Origin of the sequence: Senimuribacter intestinalis (assembly GCF_943192965.1) — a bacterium.
Taxonomy (GTDB): Bacteria; Bacillota; Clostridia; order Peptostreptococcales; family Anaerovoracaceae; genus Senimuribacter; species Senimuribacter intestinalis.
In genome coordinates this window covers 1-15081 of record NZ_CALPCF010000004.1, presented here as the reverse complement: position 1 = coordinate 15081, position 15081 = coordinate 1, and the positions used below count along the sequence as shown (strand labels likewise).

The 15081-nt window shown below is 45.7% G+C and carries 16 protein-coding genes; 11 read left to right on the top strand and 5 right to left on the bottom strand.

All coding sequences use genetic code 11. The features are described 5' to 3' along the window. Positions 1 to 5: 5 nt before the first annotated feature. The 6 genes from NFR88_RS04895 (at position 6) to NFR88_RS04870 (ending at position 4978) form a co-directional block, all read left to right on the top strand. Positions 6 to 368 carry a biotin/lipoyl-containing protein gene (locus tag NFR88_RS04895; RefSeq protein WP_160200919.1) on the top strand — a complete coding sequence of 121 codons (363 nt, stop codon included), beginning with the start codon at positions 6 to 8 and terminating at the stop codon, positions 366 to 368. A 15-nt stretch (positions 369 to 383) separates the two neighbouring features. Further along, entirely contained in the window at positions 384 to 1508 is a 1125-nt protein-coding gene (locus NFR88_RS04890; RefSeq protein WP_160200918.1) for a sodium ion-translocating decarboxylase subunit beta, read from the top strand. Between the two features lie 12 nt (positions 1509 to 1520). Continuing rightward, positions 1521 to 2924 carry an oxaloacetate decarboxylase subunit alpha gene (locus NFR88_RS04885; RefSeq protein WP_160200917.1) on the top strand — a complete coding sequence of 468 codons (1404 nt, stop codon included), beginning with the start codon at positions 1521 to 1523 and terminating at the stop codon, positions 2922 to 2924. A 49-nt stretch (positions 2925 to 2973) separates the two neighbouring features. Beyond that, a complete protein-coding gene (locus NFR88_RS04880) occupies positions 2974 to 4212 on the top strand; it encodes a pyridoxal phosphate-dependent aminotransferase (RefSeq protein ID WP_160200916.1) in 1239 nt (412 codons plus the stop codon). A gap of 114 nt (positions 4213 to 4326) precedes the next feature. Beyond that, positions 4327 to 4755 (top strand): Lrp/AsnC family transcriptional regulator, encoded by a 429-nt coding sequence (locus NFR88_RS04875; RefSeq protein WP_160200915.1) that lies wholly within the window; start codon positions 4327 to 4329, stop codon positions 4753 to 4755. Positions 4756 to 4780: 25 nt separating this feature from the next. Next, complete coding sequence (locus tag NFR88_RS04870) at positions 4781 to 4978, top strand: hypothetical protein (RefSeq protein ID WP_160200914.1); 198 nt, start codon at positions 4781 to 4783, stop codon at positions 4976 to 4978. 392 nt (positions 4979 to 5370) lie between these two features. Here the strand turns inward: NFR88_RS04870 and NFR88_RS04865 are convergent, their stop codons facing one another. Both NFR88_RS04865 and NFR88_RS04860 read right to left on the bottom strand, forming a co-directional pair. Further along, positions 5371 to 5796: a DUF4430 domain-containing protein gene (locus tag NFR88_RS04865; protein ID WP_251613925.1), complete on the bottom strand. Its 426-nt coding sequence runs from the start codon at positions 5794 to 5796 to the stop codon at positions 5371 to 5373. Between the two features lie 69 nt (positions 5797 to 5865). Continuing rightward, a complete protein-coding gene (locus NFR88_RS04860) occupies positions 5866 to 7275 on the bottom strand; it encodes an amidohydrolase family protein (RefSeq protein ID WP_161909369.1) in 1410 nt (469 codons plus the stop codon). Between the two features lie 67 nt (positions 7276 to 7342). Between NFR88_RS04860 and NFR88_RS04855 the strand changes: the two genes are divergently transcribed. The 4 genes from NFR88_RS04855 to NFR88_RS04840 all read left to right on the top strand — a co-directional run bounded on the left by NFR88_RS04855 (position 7343) and on the right by NFR88_RS04840 (position 11293). Then, the gene (locus tag NFR88_RS04855) at positions 7343 to 7894 is read left to right on the top strand and encodes a DUF2284 domain-containing protein (RefSeq protein WP_161909370.1); all 552 of its coding nucleotides are present in this window, start codon (positions 7343 to 7345) and stop codon (positions 7892 to 7894) included. Next, complete coding sequence (locus NFR88_RS04850) at positions 7884 to 9257, top strand: MATE family efflux transporter (protein ID WP_160200910.1); 1374 nt, start codon at positions 7884 to 7886, stop codon at positions 9255 to 9257. The genes NFR88_RS04855 and NFR88_RS04850 overlap by 11 nt, the downstream gene beginning before the upstream one ends. An 82-nt stretch (positions 9258 to 9339) precedes the next feature. Next, positions 9340 to 10047, top strand: a complete 708-nt coding sequence (locus NFR88_RS04845; protein ID WP_160200909.1) for a response regulator transcription factor — start codon at positions 9340 to 9342, stop codon at positions 10045 to 10047. 16 nt (positions 10048 to 10063) lie between these two features. Beyond that, positions 10064 to 11293 (top strand): sensor histidine kinase, encoded by a 1230-nt coding sequence (locus tag NFR88_RS04840; RefSeq protein WP_251613922.1) that lies wholly within the window; start codon positions 10064 to 10066, stop codon positions 11291 to 11293. Between the two features lie 97 nt (positions 11294 to 11390). Here NFR88_RS04840 and cysK read toward each other — a convergent pair whose 3' ends face one another. Further along, positions 11391 to 12323, bottom strand: coding sequence for a cysteine synthase A (gene cysK / locus NFR88_RS04835; protein ID WP_251613919.1), 933 nt, complete (start codon positions 12321 to 12323; stop codon positions 11391 to 11393). A gap of 360 nt (positions 12324 to 12683) precedes the next feature. On the opposite strand from cysK, the gene NFR88_RS04830 reads away from it, so the two are divergent. Then, positions 12684 to 13097: an RrF2 family transcriptional regulator gene (locus NFR88_RS04830; protein WP_160200907.1), complete on the top strand. Its 414-nt coding sequence runs from the start codon at positions 12684 to 12686 to the stop codon at positions 13095 to 13097. Positions 13098 to 13101: 4 nt separating this feature from the next. Here the strand turns inward: NFR88_RS04830 and NFR88_RS04825 are convergent, their stop codons facing one another. Together NFR88_RS04825 and NFR88_RS04820 are read right to left on the bottom strand one after the other, a co-directional pair. Beyond that, positions 13102 to 14130 carry a D-alanyl-D-alanine carboxypeptidase family protein gene (locus NFR88_RS04825; protein ID WP_251613916.1) on the bottom strand — a complete coding sequence of 343 codons (1029 nt, stop codon included), beginning with the start codon at positions 14128 to 14130 and terminating at the stop codon, positions 13102 to 13104. Positions 14131 to 14190: 60 nt separating this feature from the next. Next, positions 14191 to 15081, bottom strand: an 891-nt coding sequence (locus NFR88_RS04820; protein WP_251613914.1) for a sigma 54-interacting transcriptional regulator, incomplete at its 5' end; no start/stop codon positions are given.

The window sequence follows — 15081 nt, the reverse complement described above, 5'->3', positions numbered from 1 at the left end:
AAACTATGGAAACATATATCATTAAAGTCAATGGAGTGACATACGAGGTAGAAGTAGAGAAAAAGGGGGCGGGAGCACCTGCCGCGCAGCCAGCAGCGTCTGCTGCTGCGCCTGCACCTGCTGCGCCTGTGCAGACAGCCGCTGCCGAAGGTGAGGGTGAAGCTGTTACTACAGGAACTGCAGGAAAGGTATGGAAAATCTCTGCAAAAGTGGGCGATAACCTGAAAAAAGGTGATACTATTCTGATTCTGGAAGCGATGAAGATGGAAATTCCAGTAGTAGCGCCAAAAGACGGTCAGCTCACCTCCATTACCGCTGCAGAGGGAGACAGCGTAGAATCCGGACAGAGTGTAGCAACCATTGCATAAACTTAGGGGAAAAACATGGAATATATTATCACAACTTTAGGAAATTTAATCCATCAGACTGCCTTTTTCGATTTGACCATAGGCAATCTGCTAATGCTTGCGGTTGCATGTGGATTCTTATACTTAGCGATTGCCAAGCAGTACGAACCGCTTCTGCTGCTGCCGATTTCCTTCGGCATGCTGCTTGTCAATATTTATCCTCCCATCATGGAAGAGGGAGGACTGCTCCACTACTTTTATCTGCTAGATGAGTGGACGATTTTGCCATCACTCATTTTCCTGGGCGTTGGCGCAATGACAGACTTCGGGCCGCTGATTGCAAACCCAAAGAGTTTTCTGCTTGGTGCGGCGGCACAATTTGGAATCTTTGGCGCATACATGCTCGCCATGCTTATCGGATTCAACGATATGGCGGCAGCGGCAATCGCTATTATTGGCGGAGCCGACGGCCCGACTTCTATATTTTTAGCGATGAAACTGCACCAGACTGACATCATGGGGCCTATTGCCGTAGCAGCATATTCCTATATGTCACTGGTTCCGATCATCCAGCCTCCTATTATGCGAGCTTTGACCACAAAGGAAGAGCGTTCCATTAAAATGGAACAGCTTCGTCCGGTCTCCAAAAGAGAGAAAATTCTTTTTCCTATTGTGGTTACCATCGTAGTGTGCGGCCTTCTGCCGTCCACTACGCCGCTCGTAGGTATGCTGATGCTGGGAAATCTCTTTAGAGAAAGCGGCGTTGTAAGACAGCTGACTGACACAGCGTCCAATGCACTGATGTATATCGTCGTTATATTGCTTGGAACTTCTGTGGGAGCAACCACCAGCGCAGAGGCTTTCCTCAACTGGAGCACGCTGAAAATCGTGGGCATAGGGCTTGCAGCCTTCTGCTTTGGTACAGCAGCTGGCGTACTCTTTGGAAAACTGATGTGTAAGATTTCCGGCGGTAAAATCAACCCGCTCATCGGCTCCGCAGGAGTTTCCGCTGTGCCGATGGCAGCCCGCGTATCCCAGAAAGTCGGCGCAGAGGAAGATCCGACCAACTTCCTGCTGATGCACGCTATGGGGCCTAACGTGGCAGGCGTAATCGGCACTGCTGTTGCTGCAGGCGTATTTATGGCAATCTTCGGCGTATAAAGGAGTAATAACATGAATAATAAAAAGTTAAAAATAACCGAGACCGTTTTGAGAGACGCACATCAGTCTCTCATAGCAACAAGAATGAAAACAGAGGATATGATTCCAATTCTGGAAAAGATGGATCAGGTTGGATATCACTCTATTGAATGCTGGGGTGGTGCGACTTACGATGCTTCTCTTCGGTTCTTAAACGAAGATCCGTGGCAGCGCCTTAGAACGCTGCGTCGCAGACTTAAAAACAGTAAACTGCAGATGCTGTTTCGCGGACAGAATATCCTCGGATATAGACATTATGCTGATGATGTAGTGGAATACTTTGTACAGAAATCCATTGCAAACGGCATTGATATTTTGCGAATTTTTGACGCATTTAACGACTTGCGCAATGTGGAGACAGCTGTGCGTGCCGCAAAAAAAGAAGGTGGCAATGTGCAGCTTGCAATGTCTTACACTACTGGCAGTGCGTACACACTAGATTATTGGAAAAAACTCGCCTCAGATATGGAAAGCCTGGGTGCAGATTCTATCTGCATCAAGGATATGGCAGGCATTTTAACCCCGGATATGGCTGACCGCCTGGTAAGAGAACTGAAAACCCAGGTGAAAGTTCCCATCTCTCTGCACAGTCACTGCACTAGCGGCGTTGCACCGATTACTTATGTAAAAGGTGTAGAAGCTGGCTGCGATGTGATTGATACAGCAATTTCCCCATTCTCTATGGGAACCAGTCAGCCGGCAACCGAGGTTATGGTGGCAACTTTTGCAGGAACACCTTACGACACAGGACTTGATCAAAATCTTTTGGCAGAGATTGCAGACTATTTCAGACCTCTTCGTGACAGTTCCATTGCCAGCGGACTGCTTGATCCGAAAATGCTGACAGTTGATGTAAAGACGCTGCTTTATCAGGTGCCGGGCGGCATGCTGTCCAATCTGGTTTCTCAGCTGAAGGAACAGGGGGCAGAAGATAGATTTTATGAAGTGCTGGAAGAAATTCCAAGGGTGCGTGCCGATCTCGGCGAACCGCCGCTGGTAACGCCGTCCTCACAGATTGTGGGAACCCAGGCGGTGCTCAACGTGCTGACCGGCGAGCGCTATAAAATTATGTCTCAGGAAACGAAGGCAATCCTACGTGGTGAATATGGTAAGACTGTAAAGCCGTTTAATCCGGAAGTGCAGAAAAAGGCTATTGGTGATGCTGAGCCGATTACCTGCCGTCCGGCGGATCTGCTGGAACCAGAGCTGGAAACTTTGGAAAAAGAAATTTCCGTGTTTAAAACGCAGGACGAAGATGTACTGTCTTACGCACTGTTTCCGAAGGTGGCAACGGAGTACTTCAAATACAGAGACGCAAAGGCGCATAAAATCGATCCGGATAAATATGATTTGACAAACAGAGCCTATCCGGTATAACATAGAAAGCAAATAATAAAGATAGAAATTTTTAGGAGGTATGTGCGAAATGATTATGGCACAGCAAAACGGAAGAAAAACCATCGGAGCGCCAGATAAGCTTTTCGGAGTTTCTTCCAAAGCAAAAGCAAGAATTGCAGAAAAAGGAAAAGAGAACGTAATCGATTCCACCATCGGTGTACTGCTTAACGATGAAGGAAAGTTGGTTGTGCTGGAGTCGGTTATGGAATGTATCCGCAGTCTGCAGCCGGAAGACTATGCAGCTTACGCACCGATTCTGGGATTGCCTGAATATAGAGAAGCAGTAAAAAAGGCTGTTTTCCTAGACGATATGCCGGAGGGGGTATTCGTAGAAAGCTGTTATACGCCGGGCGGTACCGGTTCCATCAGAAATGCCATTTCCGCATATACAGCTTTCGGAGATAAAATTTTGGTCAGTGATTGGCACTGGAATCCATATAATCTGATAGCATCAGAAATCGGCCGCAGCGTTTCTACTTATCGTCTTTTCAATGAAAAACTGAAATTTGACAGCAAGTCTTTTGAGACAGAACTTGCCGCTATTTTAGCAGAGCAGGATGAAACGCTGATTATCATCAATACACCAGCGCACAACCCAACTGGCTATACTTTCACGGAGGAAGACTGGAATCAGGTGCTGGCTGTGCTTGATACGTATGAAGGTAAAGGTAAGAAGATTGCACTCCTTGTTGATATCGCATATCTGGATTTCTCCGGTGACGCAGTAGAATATAGATTTTTCTTAAAGAAACTGGCAGGTCTTCCTGCGCACATTCTGCCGCTGATTGCATTCAGTGCTTCCAAAGGCTATACAATGTACGGCATGCGCTGCGGCGCGCTCCTTTGCATGGCGCAGACTGCTGAAGTTGCAAAGGAATTTGTGGATGTGATGAGCGTGGAATGCAGAGCATCCTGGTCTAACGGCAACAGAGCTGCTATGAAGGTGCTGGCAAATATCGTGGAAGACCCAGCGTTGATGGCGAAGGTGACTGAAGAAAGAGAACATTATCTGCAGATTCTCAGAAGACGCGGCGCCATTTTTATGGAAGAGGCAGAAAAAGCAGGTCTGACTGCCTGCCCGTATGACAGTGGATTTTTCATCACAATTCCTTGTGAGAAACCGGAGGCAGCAGGAGAACTGCTGCAGGAAATGGATATTTTCTGTATTCCAATGGGCAGAGGAATTCGTGTTTCCGTGGCTTCCAACACAGAAGACGAATGCAGAGTAATGCCTGCAAAAATTAAAGAAGCAATCACCAAAGCATAATAATAGTTCCTAATAATCAAAAAGCAGAACCTAAAAAGTTTTTTAACTTTTGGGTTCTGTTTTTTGTGGAGTTGTGGTATAGTTAGTATTGAAATTTGACGAAGGCAGGGTTTTATGAGAAACTTAGACGATATCGATATCAAGATTTTAAATCAGCTTAGAAAAAATGCACGCACGCCGATGAAGGAACTGTCAGCTCTGGTATATCTGACAACGCCGGCGGTTTCTGCCCGAATTGATAAATTGGAAAAGGACGGATATATTAAAGGATATCACGCCAATTTGGATTTGGAGAAACTGGGCTACGGAATCAAGGCGTTTATCATGATTACTGTGGAGCCGGAGGACTGCCCGAAATTCTATGATTTTGTCAAGTCAGAAAAGAGCGTGTTGGAATGCAACCACATCACAGGTCCCTATTCTATGATTTTGAAGGTAGTGTTTTCCTCCACCAGCCTTTTGGACGAGTTCCTTGGCAAACTGCAGGTTTTCGGGAAGACCGAAACCCAGGTGGTATTTTCCACCGCCTTGGAGAGACATTAGAGCAGACTTGAATTGAGGCGAAAGCATGAAAAATCAATATCTTACAAGAATTTTAGCGGCACATCTCTTGGAGTTAAAGGCGCTGGTTCAGAGATATAACCAGAGTGGAAAAGGAAGTAAACTTGAAGAACCAACTTTTTTGATGGTTCTTACGAGGGGGGAGTTTGCATATCAGAGAAAAGACGGTGTATATGTGGTACCTGTTGGGTGTTTGAGAGACTGAGAGCAGGTTACAATAGCGCTGATAAAACAGCCTTTGTGCAATATAAAGTGAAGAATTACAAATTGCATATTTTCGAGAAAAATCTCCGAAATATGCACGATACTCTACATATTTTTTGAAAAAATCCTCAAAATATGTACAAATAAGCTGCTGGATGAAAATTTTACTGTTCTTTCGGCAGCTTTTTCGGTTTTTATAAGACAAATATGCATATTAAAGGCATTTTCTTTAAAAATATGCATACGGTTGTGCATATTATCGACATAATTCTTCAAAATATGCATAGAGACAGATTCTACAGTCTTGCAGTGTAGGAGAGACGTGGAGACTGAGTGAAAGGAAAGAAACGGCCGGAGCATTTAGCTCCGGCTGTTAATTTGCATTAATCTACATCAATCTATTTTCTTATAAACCCATTCCAGCACATCGCCGTCCTGCAGGACATAGTCGCCGGCAGAATCGGCGCACAGCTGTCCGTTGACTTTGTACTGCCAGATTCTGTTCGGATGAAAATCCCCATTGTTTAGGTCATTAATGCCTACGATTGTTCCATCGGTAGTTTCTACATTAACTGACATGTCGTTGACGTTGCAGTAAATCTGAATTGCCTCCAACACAGAGGAATTTTCTTCGATTTTAAAAGCAGTGGTTTCGACGTCAGGGAGTTCCGATTTTTTTGGATAGTCAATGCTGATGGTGATTGTAATCGGATGGATAATTTCTGCAGTGTCGCCTTTATTTTCGCAGCTGGTTGTGCATAAGACAGCAGCAAACAAAGTCAGACACAGGGTCAAACAGATAAATTTACTCTTGTTCATGAAGTCTCCTTTGGGATTGCCCTATGGATTTAGTGTTATTATCTATATTCTACCACAAAACTCCTAAATTTATAAGCGCATTGTGACTAGAAGGTCATACATTTCGTTATCGCAGGCAGTTTCCAGATCGTAGACCACTTGGCTGTCGACAATTGTCATAGAAGCATGCATGGAAGAAAAGTACTGCACACTTTTTTCAAATGGATTTTCTGAAAAGACAGTGAAGTCAGCACGTTTTCCTTGCTCGATACTGCCGTACTCTTTGCCGCAGCCCAAAAGCTCGGCAGCGCCGACAGTCAGCATGTCGACTGCTTCAGAAACACTTCCTACATGGGAATAAACAGACTGATTCAGGCAGTCCGTAGACCAGGTAGTCAGGAATCCTTCCTCTGTAGAATTTACTTCAGAATTAGAAACCGCATTGTCCGCCGCCAGCACCAGGGTGTTATGCTTGCAGCCCTTTGAGCGCAGGAAAACAAAGGCAGCACGGGCTTTTTCTATAGAAGTCTGATCCAGTGCGTCCAAGTGAATATTGTAGCCTTTGTCGCAGACTGCCTGACAGATGGTCTTCAGCGCATCCTCTGAGAAAAAGGCGAGATTTTCGTCGTCGCAGACTTCCAGCTTCAGGAAGTCATAGGTAATCAGGTTGTCCAGCTCAATGCATGCGGTTTTTCCGGCGGTCAGCTTGTGTAAAATCAGTTCCGGTGCAATAGGGCGGTTGATGTAGAGACTGGAAAACAGCCGCTGTTTGACAGGTATACTCTCACCGATGAGGGCAACCAGACAGTCCCGATAAAGGTGCTGGAAATAGTCTGGGGTATTGAGCGGAAAGATTGAAGTAATGCCTCTGTCGCAGAGTGCGCCAGAGGACGCAATCACCGCAGCCTCCACCTCTTCAAAATCGAGAGGACTCAGCACGCTTAGCACATAGTCTGCAGAAATGTACTGCATGCCGTCTTCCTCCGCAGATTCGCTGACCATATCCATTGCCAGAGAGTTGAACCAGCAGTGCACACCACTGGTTCCAAGAAGCAGCACCGGCTTGTCCTGCGTAATCTCGTCCAAAAGTCCCTGCACTTCCTCAGCTTCTTCATAGTCAGCGAGAATGTTTTCGTTGTAGCCGTATGCAAAGATGATATCGCGATCCGTATTTTCAGCATAAGCGGCGACTTCCTCTAAAACAGTGTCCAGATCCCATACCGGGTCGATTTCCAGATACATGTCCTCAAAAGCTTTCAGGATATCCGTATTGTGTACCTCCATGAAACCCGGGAACAAGTACTGCTCTTTTAAGTCAATGACCTGGGTGTCGGAAGATACAATTTCGTCCATCCCCTCAAAATCGCCTACGGCGAGGACTTTGCCGTCTTTGCAGGCAACAGCGCTTGCCCACGGAAACGCGGGGTCCTGGGTATAGACGTGTCCGTTCATATAGATAATATCTGCGGTATGTTTTTTCTTAAATAATCCAAATGCCATGTGCAACCTCCAGAAGAATGGTATATAACCAGTTTACCACAAAATCATTTTATGGTAAACTGGAACTATGAAAATTGAAACATTTGAAAAGACAATTGACATGCCGACTTATATCGAAGGCTACGTCAATGTGGAGGAATTTTTAGAATGCTGTAAAGTCTGCGGAAATTATGACAGAAAATGGTCTTGCCCATCCTATGACTTTGACCCGGTAGAAGACTACTGGAAACAATTTGACACCTTGCATGTCGTTGGAAAGAAAATGATTCTTGCAGAGGAGGAAAAAGATGACTGGGAGAATCTGATGACTGAGGTGAAGAAGGCGTTAACAGCAGAACTTTTCGCAGCAGAAGAAAGGCAGCCGGGCAGCAGATCCCTAAGTGCAGGAAGCTGTCATATTTGCGGTGAGGATAACTGCAGCAAACCCCTTGGACAGCCGTGTCGCTTTCCGGAAAAAATGCGCTATTCAGTGGAATCCCTTGGCGGCAATGTAGGACTGACTGCAAGCAAGCTGCTGGGAATCAATCTGCAGTGGATTGAAGAGGGGAAAGTGCCAGACTACTTCGTGCTGGTCGGAGGTCTGCTTTGCAAAGGAGAGTATAACGGTAATGAGGCTTAAACAGGCTAATGAAGTGGATTTAGGGCAGACGTCTGTAGGGCGTCTGCTGTTTGTGCTGGCTGTTCCTGCCATTACATCGCAGGTAGTCAATGCGCTGTATAACATGGTGGACAGAATGTATATCGGGCATATTCCGGGAGAAGGTGCAGCAGCGCTGACAGGTGTGGGGATTTGTTTTCCGATTATCATGATTATATCGGCTTTTGCCTATTTGATGGGCATGGGCGGTGCGCCCCGCGCCAGCATTTTTATGGGAAAACAGGATAATACCACAGCGGAGAAAATTTTGGGAAACTGCTTTTCTGCCCTTTTGATGACTGCGGCGGGGCTGACCGCAGTGGTGCTGGTGTTTAAAGAGCCGCTTTTGTTTCTTTTTGGTGCTAGTGAGAACACCATAGACTACGCCCAGCAGTACATGACTATTTATGCCATGGGCACAATCTTTGTACAGGCGACGTTAGGCCTTAATGCCTTTATTTCGGCACAGGGCTTTGCGAAGATTAGCATGATGACCGTTGTCATCGGCGCTGTAACGAATATTGTATTGGATCCGATTTTCATCTTCGGACTGCATATGGGCGTGCGGGGCGCAGCAACTGCAACGGTAATATCCCAGGCTATCAGCGCCCTGTGGGCATATCGATTTTTGCGGGGGAGAAAGACGGTGCTGCGTCTAAAGAGAGAATATTTGAAGCCGGAAAAATCAATTTTGCTGCCGTGTGTCGCACTTGGCATTGCGCCTTTTGTGATGATGTCTACAGAAAGCCTTCTGACCTTGTGTTTCAATACGTCGCTGCTGAAATATGGAGGCGATATAGCCGTTGGCTCTATGACGATTCTATCCAGCGTTATGCAGTTTTCTATGCTGCCTATGCAGGGGTTGACGCAGGGCGGCCAGCCGATTATCAGTTACAGCTTTGGCGCAAAAAATATGACCAGACTGAAGCAGGCGGTTAAACTGCAGACGGTCAGCTGCTTTGTATATGCGGCAATAATTTGGCTTTTGGCGGAACTGGTGCCTTCTGTCTTTGCGGGAATATTCACCGATGATCCGCAGCTGGTAGAATTTACAACATGGGCGCTGCGCATTTATATGGCGACCTCTCTTTTAATGGGATTGCAGATTTCCTGCCAGCAGTCGTTTATTGCTTTTGGCAATGCGAAAATTAGTGCATTTTTGGCGATTTTTAGAAAGATTATCGTATTGATTCCGCTGATTTTCCTGCTGCCGGTATTCTTTATGGACAAAGTTTTTGCCGTATTTTTGGCAGAACCGGTGGCGGATGCAATCGCCGTAGCGGCGACAGTTACATTATTTTTGCGGGAAATGCGCCGTATGCTGCGAGATGATCCGGAGAATTAAGGTTTTTTTAAGAATTTCATTATGTTTTTTATAAAGGGAATTTTGTAAAGTAATGACAGGATATGGAGGAGGTTAAACTGACATGGATGCAGAGACCATTTTAATTGTAGATGATAACAGGGAAATTGTTGACTCTCTGGGGAAGCTTTTGAAATTGGAGGGATATTTCATTCTTACAGCCTATGATGGAATGGAAGCGTTAGAGGTTCTTGAAAAAAATCCGGTGGATCTGATTCTGCTGGATGTCATGATGCCGCGGCTGAACGGACTTTCTGCGCTGATGAAAATCAGGGAGAATCATAAGATTCCCTGTATCATTTTGTCAGCGAAGACGGAAGAAAGCGATAAGGTGTCCGGCTTGATTCTGGGAGCAGATGATTATATCAGCAAGCCGTATAATGCGGCAGAACTCATTGCCCGTGTAAAGGCACAGCTGCGCCGTTACCACATGTGGGGCGGCGGCAGTCCTAAATCTGACGAGGATAAAGTTGTCAACGGCGGGCTGGTTTTGGACAGACGCCAGAAGAACGTCATCGTGGAGGGCGAGGAGGTTAAGCTGACGGCGACGGAGTACAAAATCCTCAAACTGCTGATGGAAAACGCCGGAAGAGTTTTTCCTGCCGAACAAATCTATGAAAACGTTTGGGGTGAAGAGGCGACCTTTGCTGTGGAAAACACCGTCATGGTACACATCAGACATATCCGGGAAAAAATTGAAATTGATACGAAAAATCCAAGATACATAAAGGTGGTGTGGGGAATTGGATACAAAATGGAAAAGTTCAATTAAAAAAGTAAAGGGAGTATTGAAAGAAAATCGTAAGCTTTTTTTTGGAATCGTCCTGGCAATTATCGGTATCTTCACGGCAGTGCTCATACTGCACTATCTGGGGCGTCTGACAACTAAGGAGGTTTGGACAATCGGAATTGTGGGGTATTTTCCCATGGCAGGTGCGATGGCGCTGTTAATTCCTGAGGCGCTTTCGCGCATTTATCGGAGCTGGATTCCGCAAAACGGTGACTTTTATCAGGAATGGAAACAGAAGCAAAGGCAGCAGCAAAAAATTCTTCTGATCATATTTGTTGTACTCCTTATAGTTGCGCTGCTGTTTTATCGCTTTCAGCAGATGACATCGTATTACTATTATTATTACGCGAATCTGGCGACTAGATACTATCTGATTGGGACGGTCATTTTGCTCTATATGCTGTGTAAGGTTCACGTGGAAAAATTTATGCGAGGGCGCCTTGATATGATGATGGAAAAGGTAACTGATATCAACAAGGCAAGGCTTTTGGAGGCCATCGAACTGGAGCGTAAGAGTCTGGAAAAAGAGGCGAAGAGCGAGCAGCTGAAGGTAGATTTGATCTCCAATGTATCTCACGATTTAAAAACGCCGCTGACTTCTATGGTGGGATATTTGGAACTTTTGAAAAAAGAAGAACTGGATGAAGTTGCGAGGGATTACGTGGACGTAATTTCTGACAAAGCGCAAAAACTGAAGGAAATGATAGAAAGTCTCTTCTCTTTGGCGAAAGCCAGCAGTGGCAATATCCAGATTAACCTAGAGCCGGTGGAAATCAACATGCTAATTAAGCAGATTTTTGCTGATATGGACAGTCAAATTCAGGAGAGCGGGCTGTACTTTGTTACTTCCATGACTGAGGAAGACACACACCTGACGACGGACAATTTGCACATGTACCGTATCTGCCAAAATTTGATTGAGAATGCACTGAAATATTCCGCAAAAGGAACGAGAGTTTTTGTACGAACCTATTTTGCAGACAGGGCTACAGAGAGAAGACTTTGCCTGGAAATTACCAATACTGCGGGCTACTTTATGGACTTCAATGCGGAGGATATTGTGGAGCGGTTTGCCCGCGGTGATAAAGCTCGTTCCAGCGAGGGGAACGGACTGGGACTTGCTATTGTCAGCACCTATGCAGGTGCGCTTGGAGGGGCTCTTGACATTAACATCGACTGTGACCAGTTCAAAGCGACTTTGAGCTTTCCTGTTGAAGAGGTACAGTGAAAAAACGAGATAAAAATGCACCATTTTAAGCGAAAATGAGCTAATGGTGCATTTGAATTTTTTGAATCAATGATGCACATTGCGCACTTTAACATGATTATTTTGCAAAGAGAGGCGTGGACAGATACCTGTCGCCCGTATCTGGAAGAATGGCGACGATAGTCTTTCCCTCGTTTTCCGGACGTTTTGCAAGGGTTACAGCAGCATGAAGGGCAGCACCGGAGGAAATGCCAACCAGGATTCCTTCTCTGCTTGCGATAAGGCGACCTGCGTGAAAGGCGTTATCGTCTGATACGGTAATGATTTCATCATAGACTTGGGTGTCCAGTACCTCCGGAACAAAGCCGGCGCCGATTCCTTGAATTTTATGGGAGCCGGCAGCGCCGGTGGATAAAACTGCTGAAGAAACAGGTTCAACAGCGACCACATTGATGGCGGGATTCTGCTCTTTCAAATATTGACCGGCTCCGGTAATGGTGCCGCCGGTGCCGACTCCTGCTACGAAGATATCAACCTGTCCATCGGTGTCTTCAAAAATTTCGGGTCCGGTAGTTTCATGATGAATCTTTGGATTAGCAGGATTCACGAACTGACCGGCAATGAAACTATTTGGAATAGTTTCTGCAAGCTCTTTCGCTTTTGCGATAGCGCCTTTCATGCCTTTTGCGCCTTCTGTCAGCACCAGCTCTGCGCCATAAGCCTGCATGAGCTGCCTGCGTTCAATGGACATAGTTTCTGGCATTACAATGATAATGCGGTAACCTCTTGCGGCAGCAACAGCTGCAAGCCCGATACCGGTATTGCCAGAGGTAGGTTCAATAATGACTGAATTTGGATGCAGTTTTCCGGACCGTTCAGCGTCATCAATCATGGCTTTGGCAATGCGGTCCTTGACTGAACCGGCAGGGTTGAAATACTCCAGTTTTACCAGGACTTTTGCTTTTAAATTCAGTGCACTTTCAATATTCTTAAGCTCTAAAAGCGGTGTGCCGCCGATGAGTTGGTCGGCGGAAGTGTATATCTTTGTCATGTTAAAACCCCTTTCTGTTTGTTTTATGGGAATATCATACAACCATAAACCTATTTTGTCAATAGGTAAATAGGAAAAATCCGGCGTCTGCTCAAGTTTTCTTTTACAGCTGTCGATATTGACAAATTATGCTCATCTGCGGGTTTTTGTCAATTTAGTGCCTTAAAATGACCGGAAAACCCTCTGTTTTCTTCGTGCTTGTTGACAAAAATACAAAAAATTCGAGGATTTGTCAATGTTTCTCTATGTCACCTATTTGTTAGAAATTTTTTATGGATTTGCCGTAGAAAACAGACTGGCGCCCTTGAAAAAACCTAAAAACTTGTAGTATAATAGGTTTAACCCAAAAGGAGGCGCACTATGATTTCTACGAAAGGCAGATATGCACTGCGGGTAATGATTGACCTTGCAGAGCAGAATACGGATAAATTTATACCACTGGACGAAATTGCCATGCGGCAGGGAATTTCCAAAAAGTACCTTGAAATTATTTTGAAGGTGTTGGTCAAGGAAAAACTCCTTGTCGGTGCTCGCGGCAAGGGCGGCGGCTATAAGCTGACCCGCAGACCGCAGGAATACACCGTTGGAGAGATTTTAGAACTGGCGGAAGGAACGCTGGCAACTGTAGCGTGTTTGCAGAAAGGAGCGGAAAGCTGCCCGCAAAGGAGCAAATGCAAAACGCTGCCGATGTGGCAGCGCTTTGACGATATGGTATATGATTTTTTCTTCCATATTACTTTGCAAGATTTAGTCGAAGGGTTTTTTAAGGACTAGCTGTTTAGCTGGTCTTTTTCTTCTTCATAGCGAAGAATACTAAAATGATGATGGCGATTGCGGCAACAGCGATACCTCCGATGAGAAGCGGACTGATGGGCTTTTTTAAATCATCGGCAGTTAGTCCTTCGGTCTGTTCGTAAAGAGCAATTGTGTCAATGAAGTCACCCTGCAGGATTCGTCCATCGCCGTTATCCAGTTCATCCCCACCCATGACAACGGTATACCACACCAGACCGTCTTTTTCCATACAGCTGGACAGACACCAGCCGGCAGCAGGGGTATAGCCAGTTTTGATACCTGTTACGTACTGAGAATAAGGGCTTTCGTAACGGTCGTCGGGATACTTTACGTAGTTGGTAGTGTAGTAGTCAAAGCCTTTTTCTCTCACGTTGGAAGCAGGAACTGCACCGTCTTCCATAGCGACGATTTCGCGGAATTTATCAAACTGCATTGCGTATTCGCAGATTTTTACCATGTCGCGCGGCGTGGTGTAATGATCGCTGGAAGATAGCCCGACAGGATCTTTGAAATTGGTATTTTTGCAGCCGATTTCTTTTGCTTTTGCGTTCATCATGTCGACGAATTCGGAGAAAGTATCGCACAGTTCGAAGGCGAAGGCGGTAGCGGCTTCGTTTCCTGATGGAATCAGCAGGTATTTCATGCACTCCTCGTAAGAGATGACTTCGCCGGCGAGGAGGTGCCTCTGCGGTTCCATGTAACTGCAGTAGTAGTGTCTGACGGCGTTTTTGTTTACTGTAAGCTCGCCTTCGAGATTAGGGTTTTGTTCCAGAACCAAAATGGCGGTCATAACTTTAGTCATGCTGGCGGGTGGGAGCTGCATATCTGCATTTTTCTCACAGACAACAGTTCCTGTCGTTGCTTCGTACAAAATGCCCGCTTTGGAATTTTTGATGACGTCTTCGCCGGTAATTTCGCTAGCAAAGGCGTGTTGGCTGCCTGAGAGGAGCGCAAAAGCAGTAAAGAGTGCAATCAAAAGGACTGCGTAAAGTTTTTTTTCTACGTTGGTCATAGTTGAGTTCCCTTTCGTAAATTTAATGGTTTCTATTTAAATATTTATACGTGGACAAAGCTACATGGCGTCATTGGAATGAGCAAGAAAGTCAAGACCGGTTTCGGTAATTTTTGTACCAAGACGACCTTTTCCGACTTCGATATACCCCTTTTCCTGAAGTGCAGCCAATTCGCTGCGCAATCTAAAATCGCTGATTTTTATGTTTCGCTGGCTCAGACTTTGAATCAGTGCAACTCTGCCAATGCCGTGAGAGAGCTGCGTGTGGTCTCGGATTTCCTTTAAAATAGCGAGATTGAGGCTGGCATTTGAAAGTCGGACAGTGGTCGTGCTGTTTTGTTCTGTAATCTGAGGAGGTAAAGCAGAAAGCGTCTGATAATAGGTCGCTATATTTTCAAGTTCTCTGATATTACCGGGCCAGTTGTAGTCAGTCAATTGACGCAGCTGTGCGGGAGGGATATTCTTAAAAGTCGTGCCAAGGAAATGCTGCAGCAACGGCAGAATATCTTCTTTTCTCTTTCGCAGCGGCGGTATGATGATGGGCAGCACGTTGAGTCTGTAAAATAAATCGCTTCGGAAACTTCCCTCTCTGACAGCTGCTTCCAAATCTCGATTGGTTGCAGTAATCAGGCGAATGTCGACATCAATGAGTCTGTCGCTGCCAACTCGCATAACCTGTCTTTCCTGAATGGTTCTGAGTAGTCTTGACTGCAGCTTTGGGGAAATATCCCCTATCTCATCGAGAAAAATAGTGCCGTGGTTTGCCTGTTCAAAGAGACCGATTTTCCCCTTAGCCTGTGCGCCGGTAAAAGCGCCTCCTTCGTAGCCGAACAGTTCGCTTTCCAGCAGATTGTCAGGAAGTGCTGCACAGTTTATGGCAACAAAAGGAAATTTGTTGCGGTAGGATGCGTTGTGGAGAGACTGAGCAATCAGTTCTTTTCCGGTTCCGCT

Excerpts from the sequence above, each read along its gene's own strand:
- NFR88_RS04845 (WP_160200909.1), top strand. The coding sequence starts at position 9,340 with ATGGATGCAGAGACCATTTTAATTGTAGATGATAACAGGGAAATTGTT.
- NFR88_RS04890 (WP_160200918.1), top strand. The coding sequence starts at position 384 with ATGGAATATATTATCACAACTTTAGGAAATTTAATCCATCAGACTGCC.
- cysK (WP_251613919.1), bottom strand. The coding sequence starts at position 12,323 with ATGACAAAGATATACACTTCCGCCGACCAACTCATCGGCGGCACACCG.
- NFR88_RS04880 (WP_160200916.1), top strand. The coding sequence starts at position 2,974 with ATGATTATGGCACAGCAAAACGGAAGAAAAACCATCGGAGCGCCAGAT.
- NFR88_RS04870 (WP_160200914.1), top strand. The coding sequence starts at position 4,781 with ATGAAAAATCAATATCTTACAAGAATTTTAGCGGCACATCTCTTGGAG.
- NFR88_RS04850 (WP_160200910.1), top strand. The coding sequence starts at position 7,884 with ATGAGGCTTAAACAGGCTAATGAAGTGGATTTAGGGCAGACGTCTGTA.
- NFR88_RS04830 (WP_160200907.1), top strand. The coding sequence starts at position 12,684 with ATGATTTCTACGAAAGGCAGATATGCACTGCGGGTAATGATTGACCTT.
- NFR88_RS04885 (WP_160200917.1), top strand. The coding sequence starts at position 1,521 with ATGAATAATAAAAAGTTAAAAATAACCGAGACCGTTTTGAGAGACGCA.
- NFR88_RS04855 (WP_161909370.1), top strand. The coding sequence starts at position 7,343 with ATGAAAATTGAAACATTTGAAAAGACAATTGACATGCCGACTTATATC.
- NFR88_RS04865 (WP_251613925.1), bottom strand. The coding sequence starts at position 5,796 with ATGAACAAGAGTAAATTTATCTGTTTGACCCTGTGTCTGACTTTGTTT.
- NFR88_RS04875 (WP_160200915.1), top strand. The coding sequence starts at position 4,327 with ATGAGAAACTTAGACGATATCGATATCAAGATTTTAAATCAGCTTAGA.
- NFR88_RS04860 (WP_161909369.1), bottom strand. The coding sequence starts at position 7,275 with ATGGCATTTGGATTATTTAAGAAAAAACATACCGCAGATATTATCTAT.
- NFR88_RS04825 (WP_251613916.1), bottom strand. The coding sequence starts at position 14,130 with ATGACCAACGTAGAAAAAAAACTTTACGCAGTCCTTTTGATTGCACTC.
- NFR88_RS04895 (WP_160200919.1), top strand. The coding sequence starts at position 6 with ATGGAAACATATATCATTAAAGTCAATGGAGTGACATACGAGGTAGAA.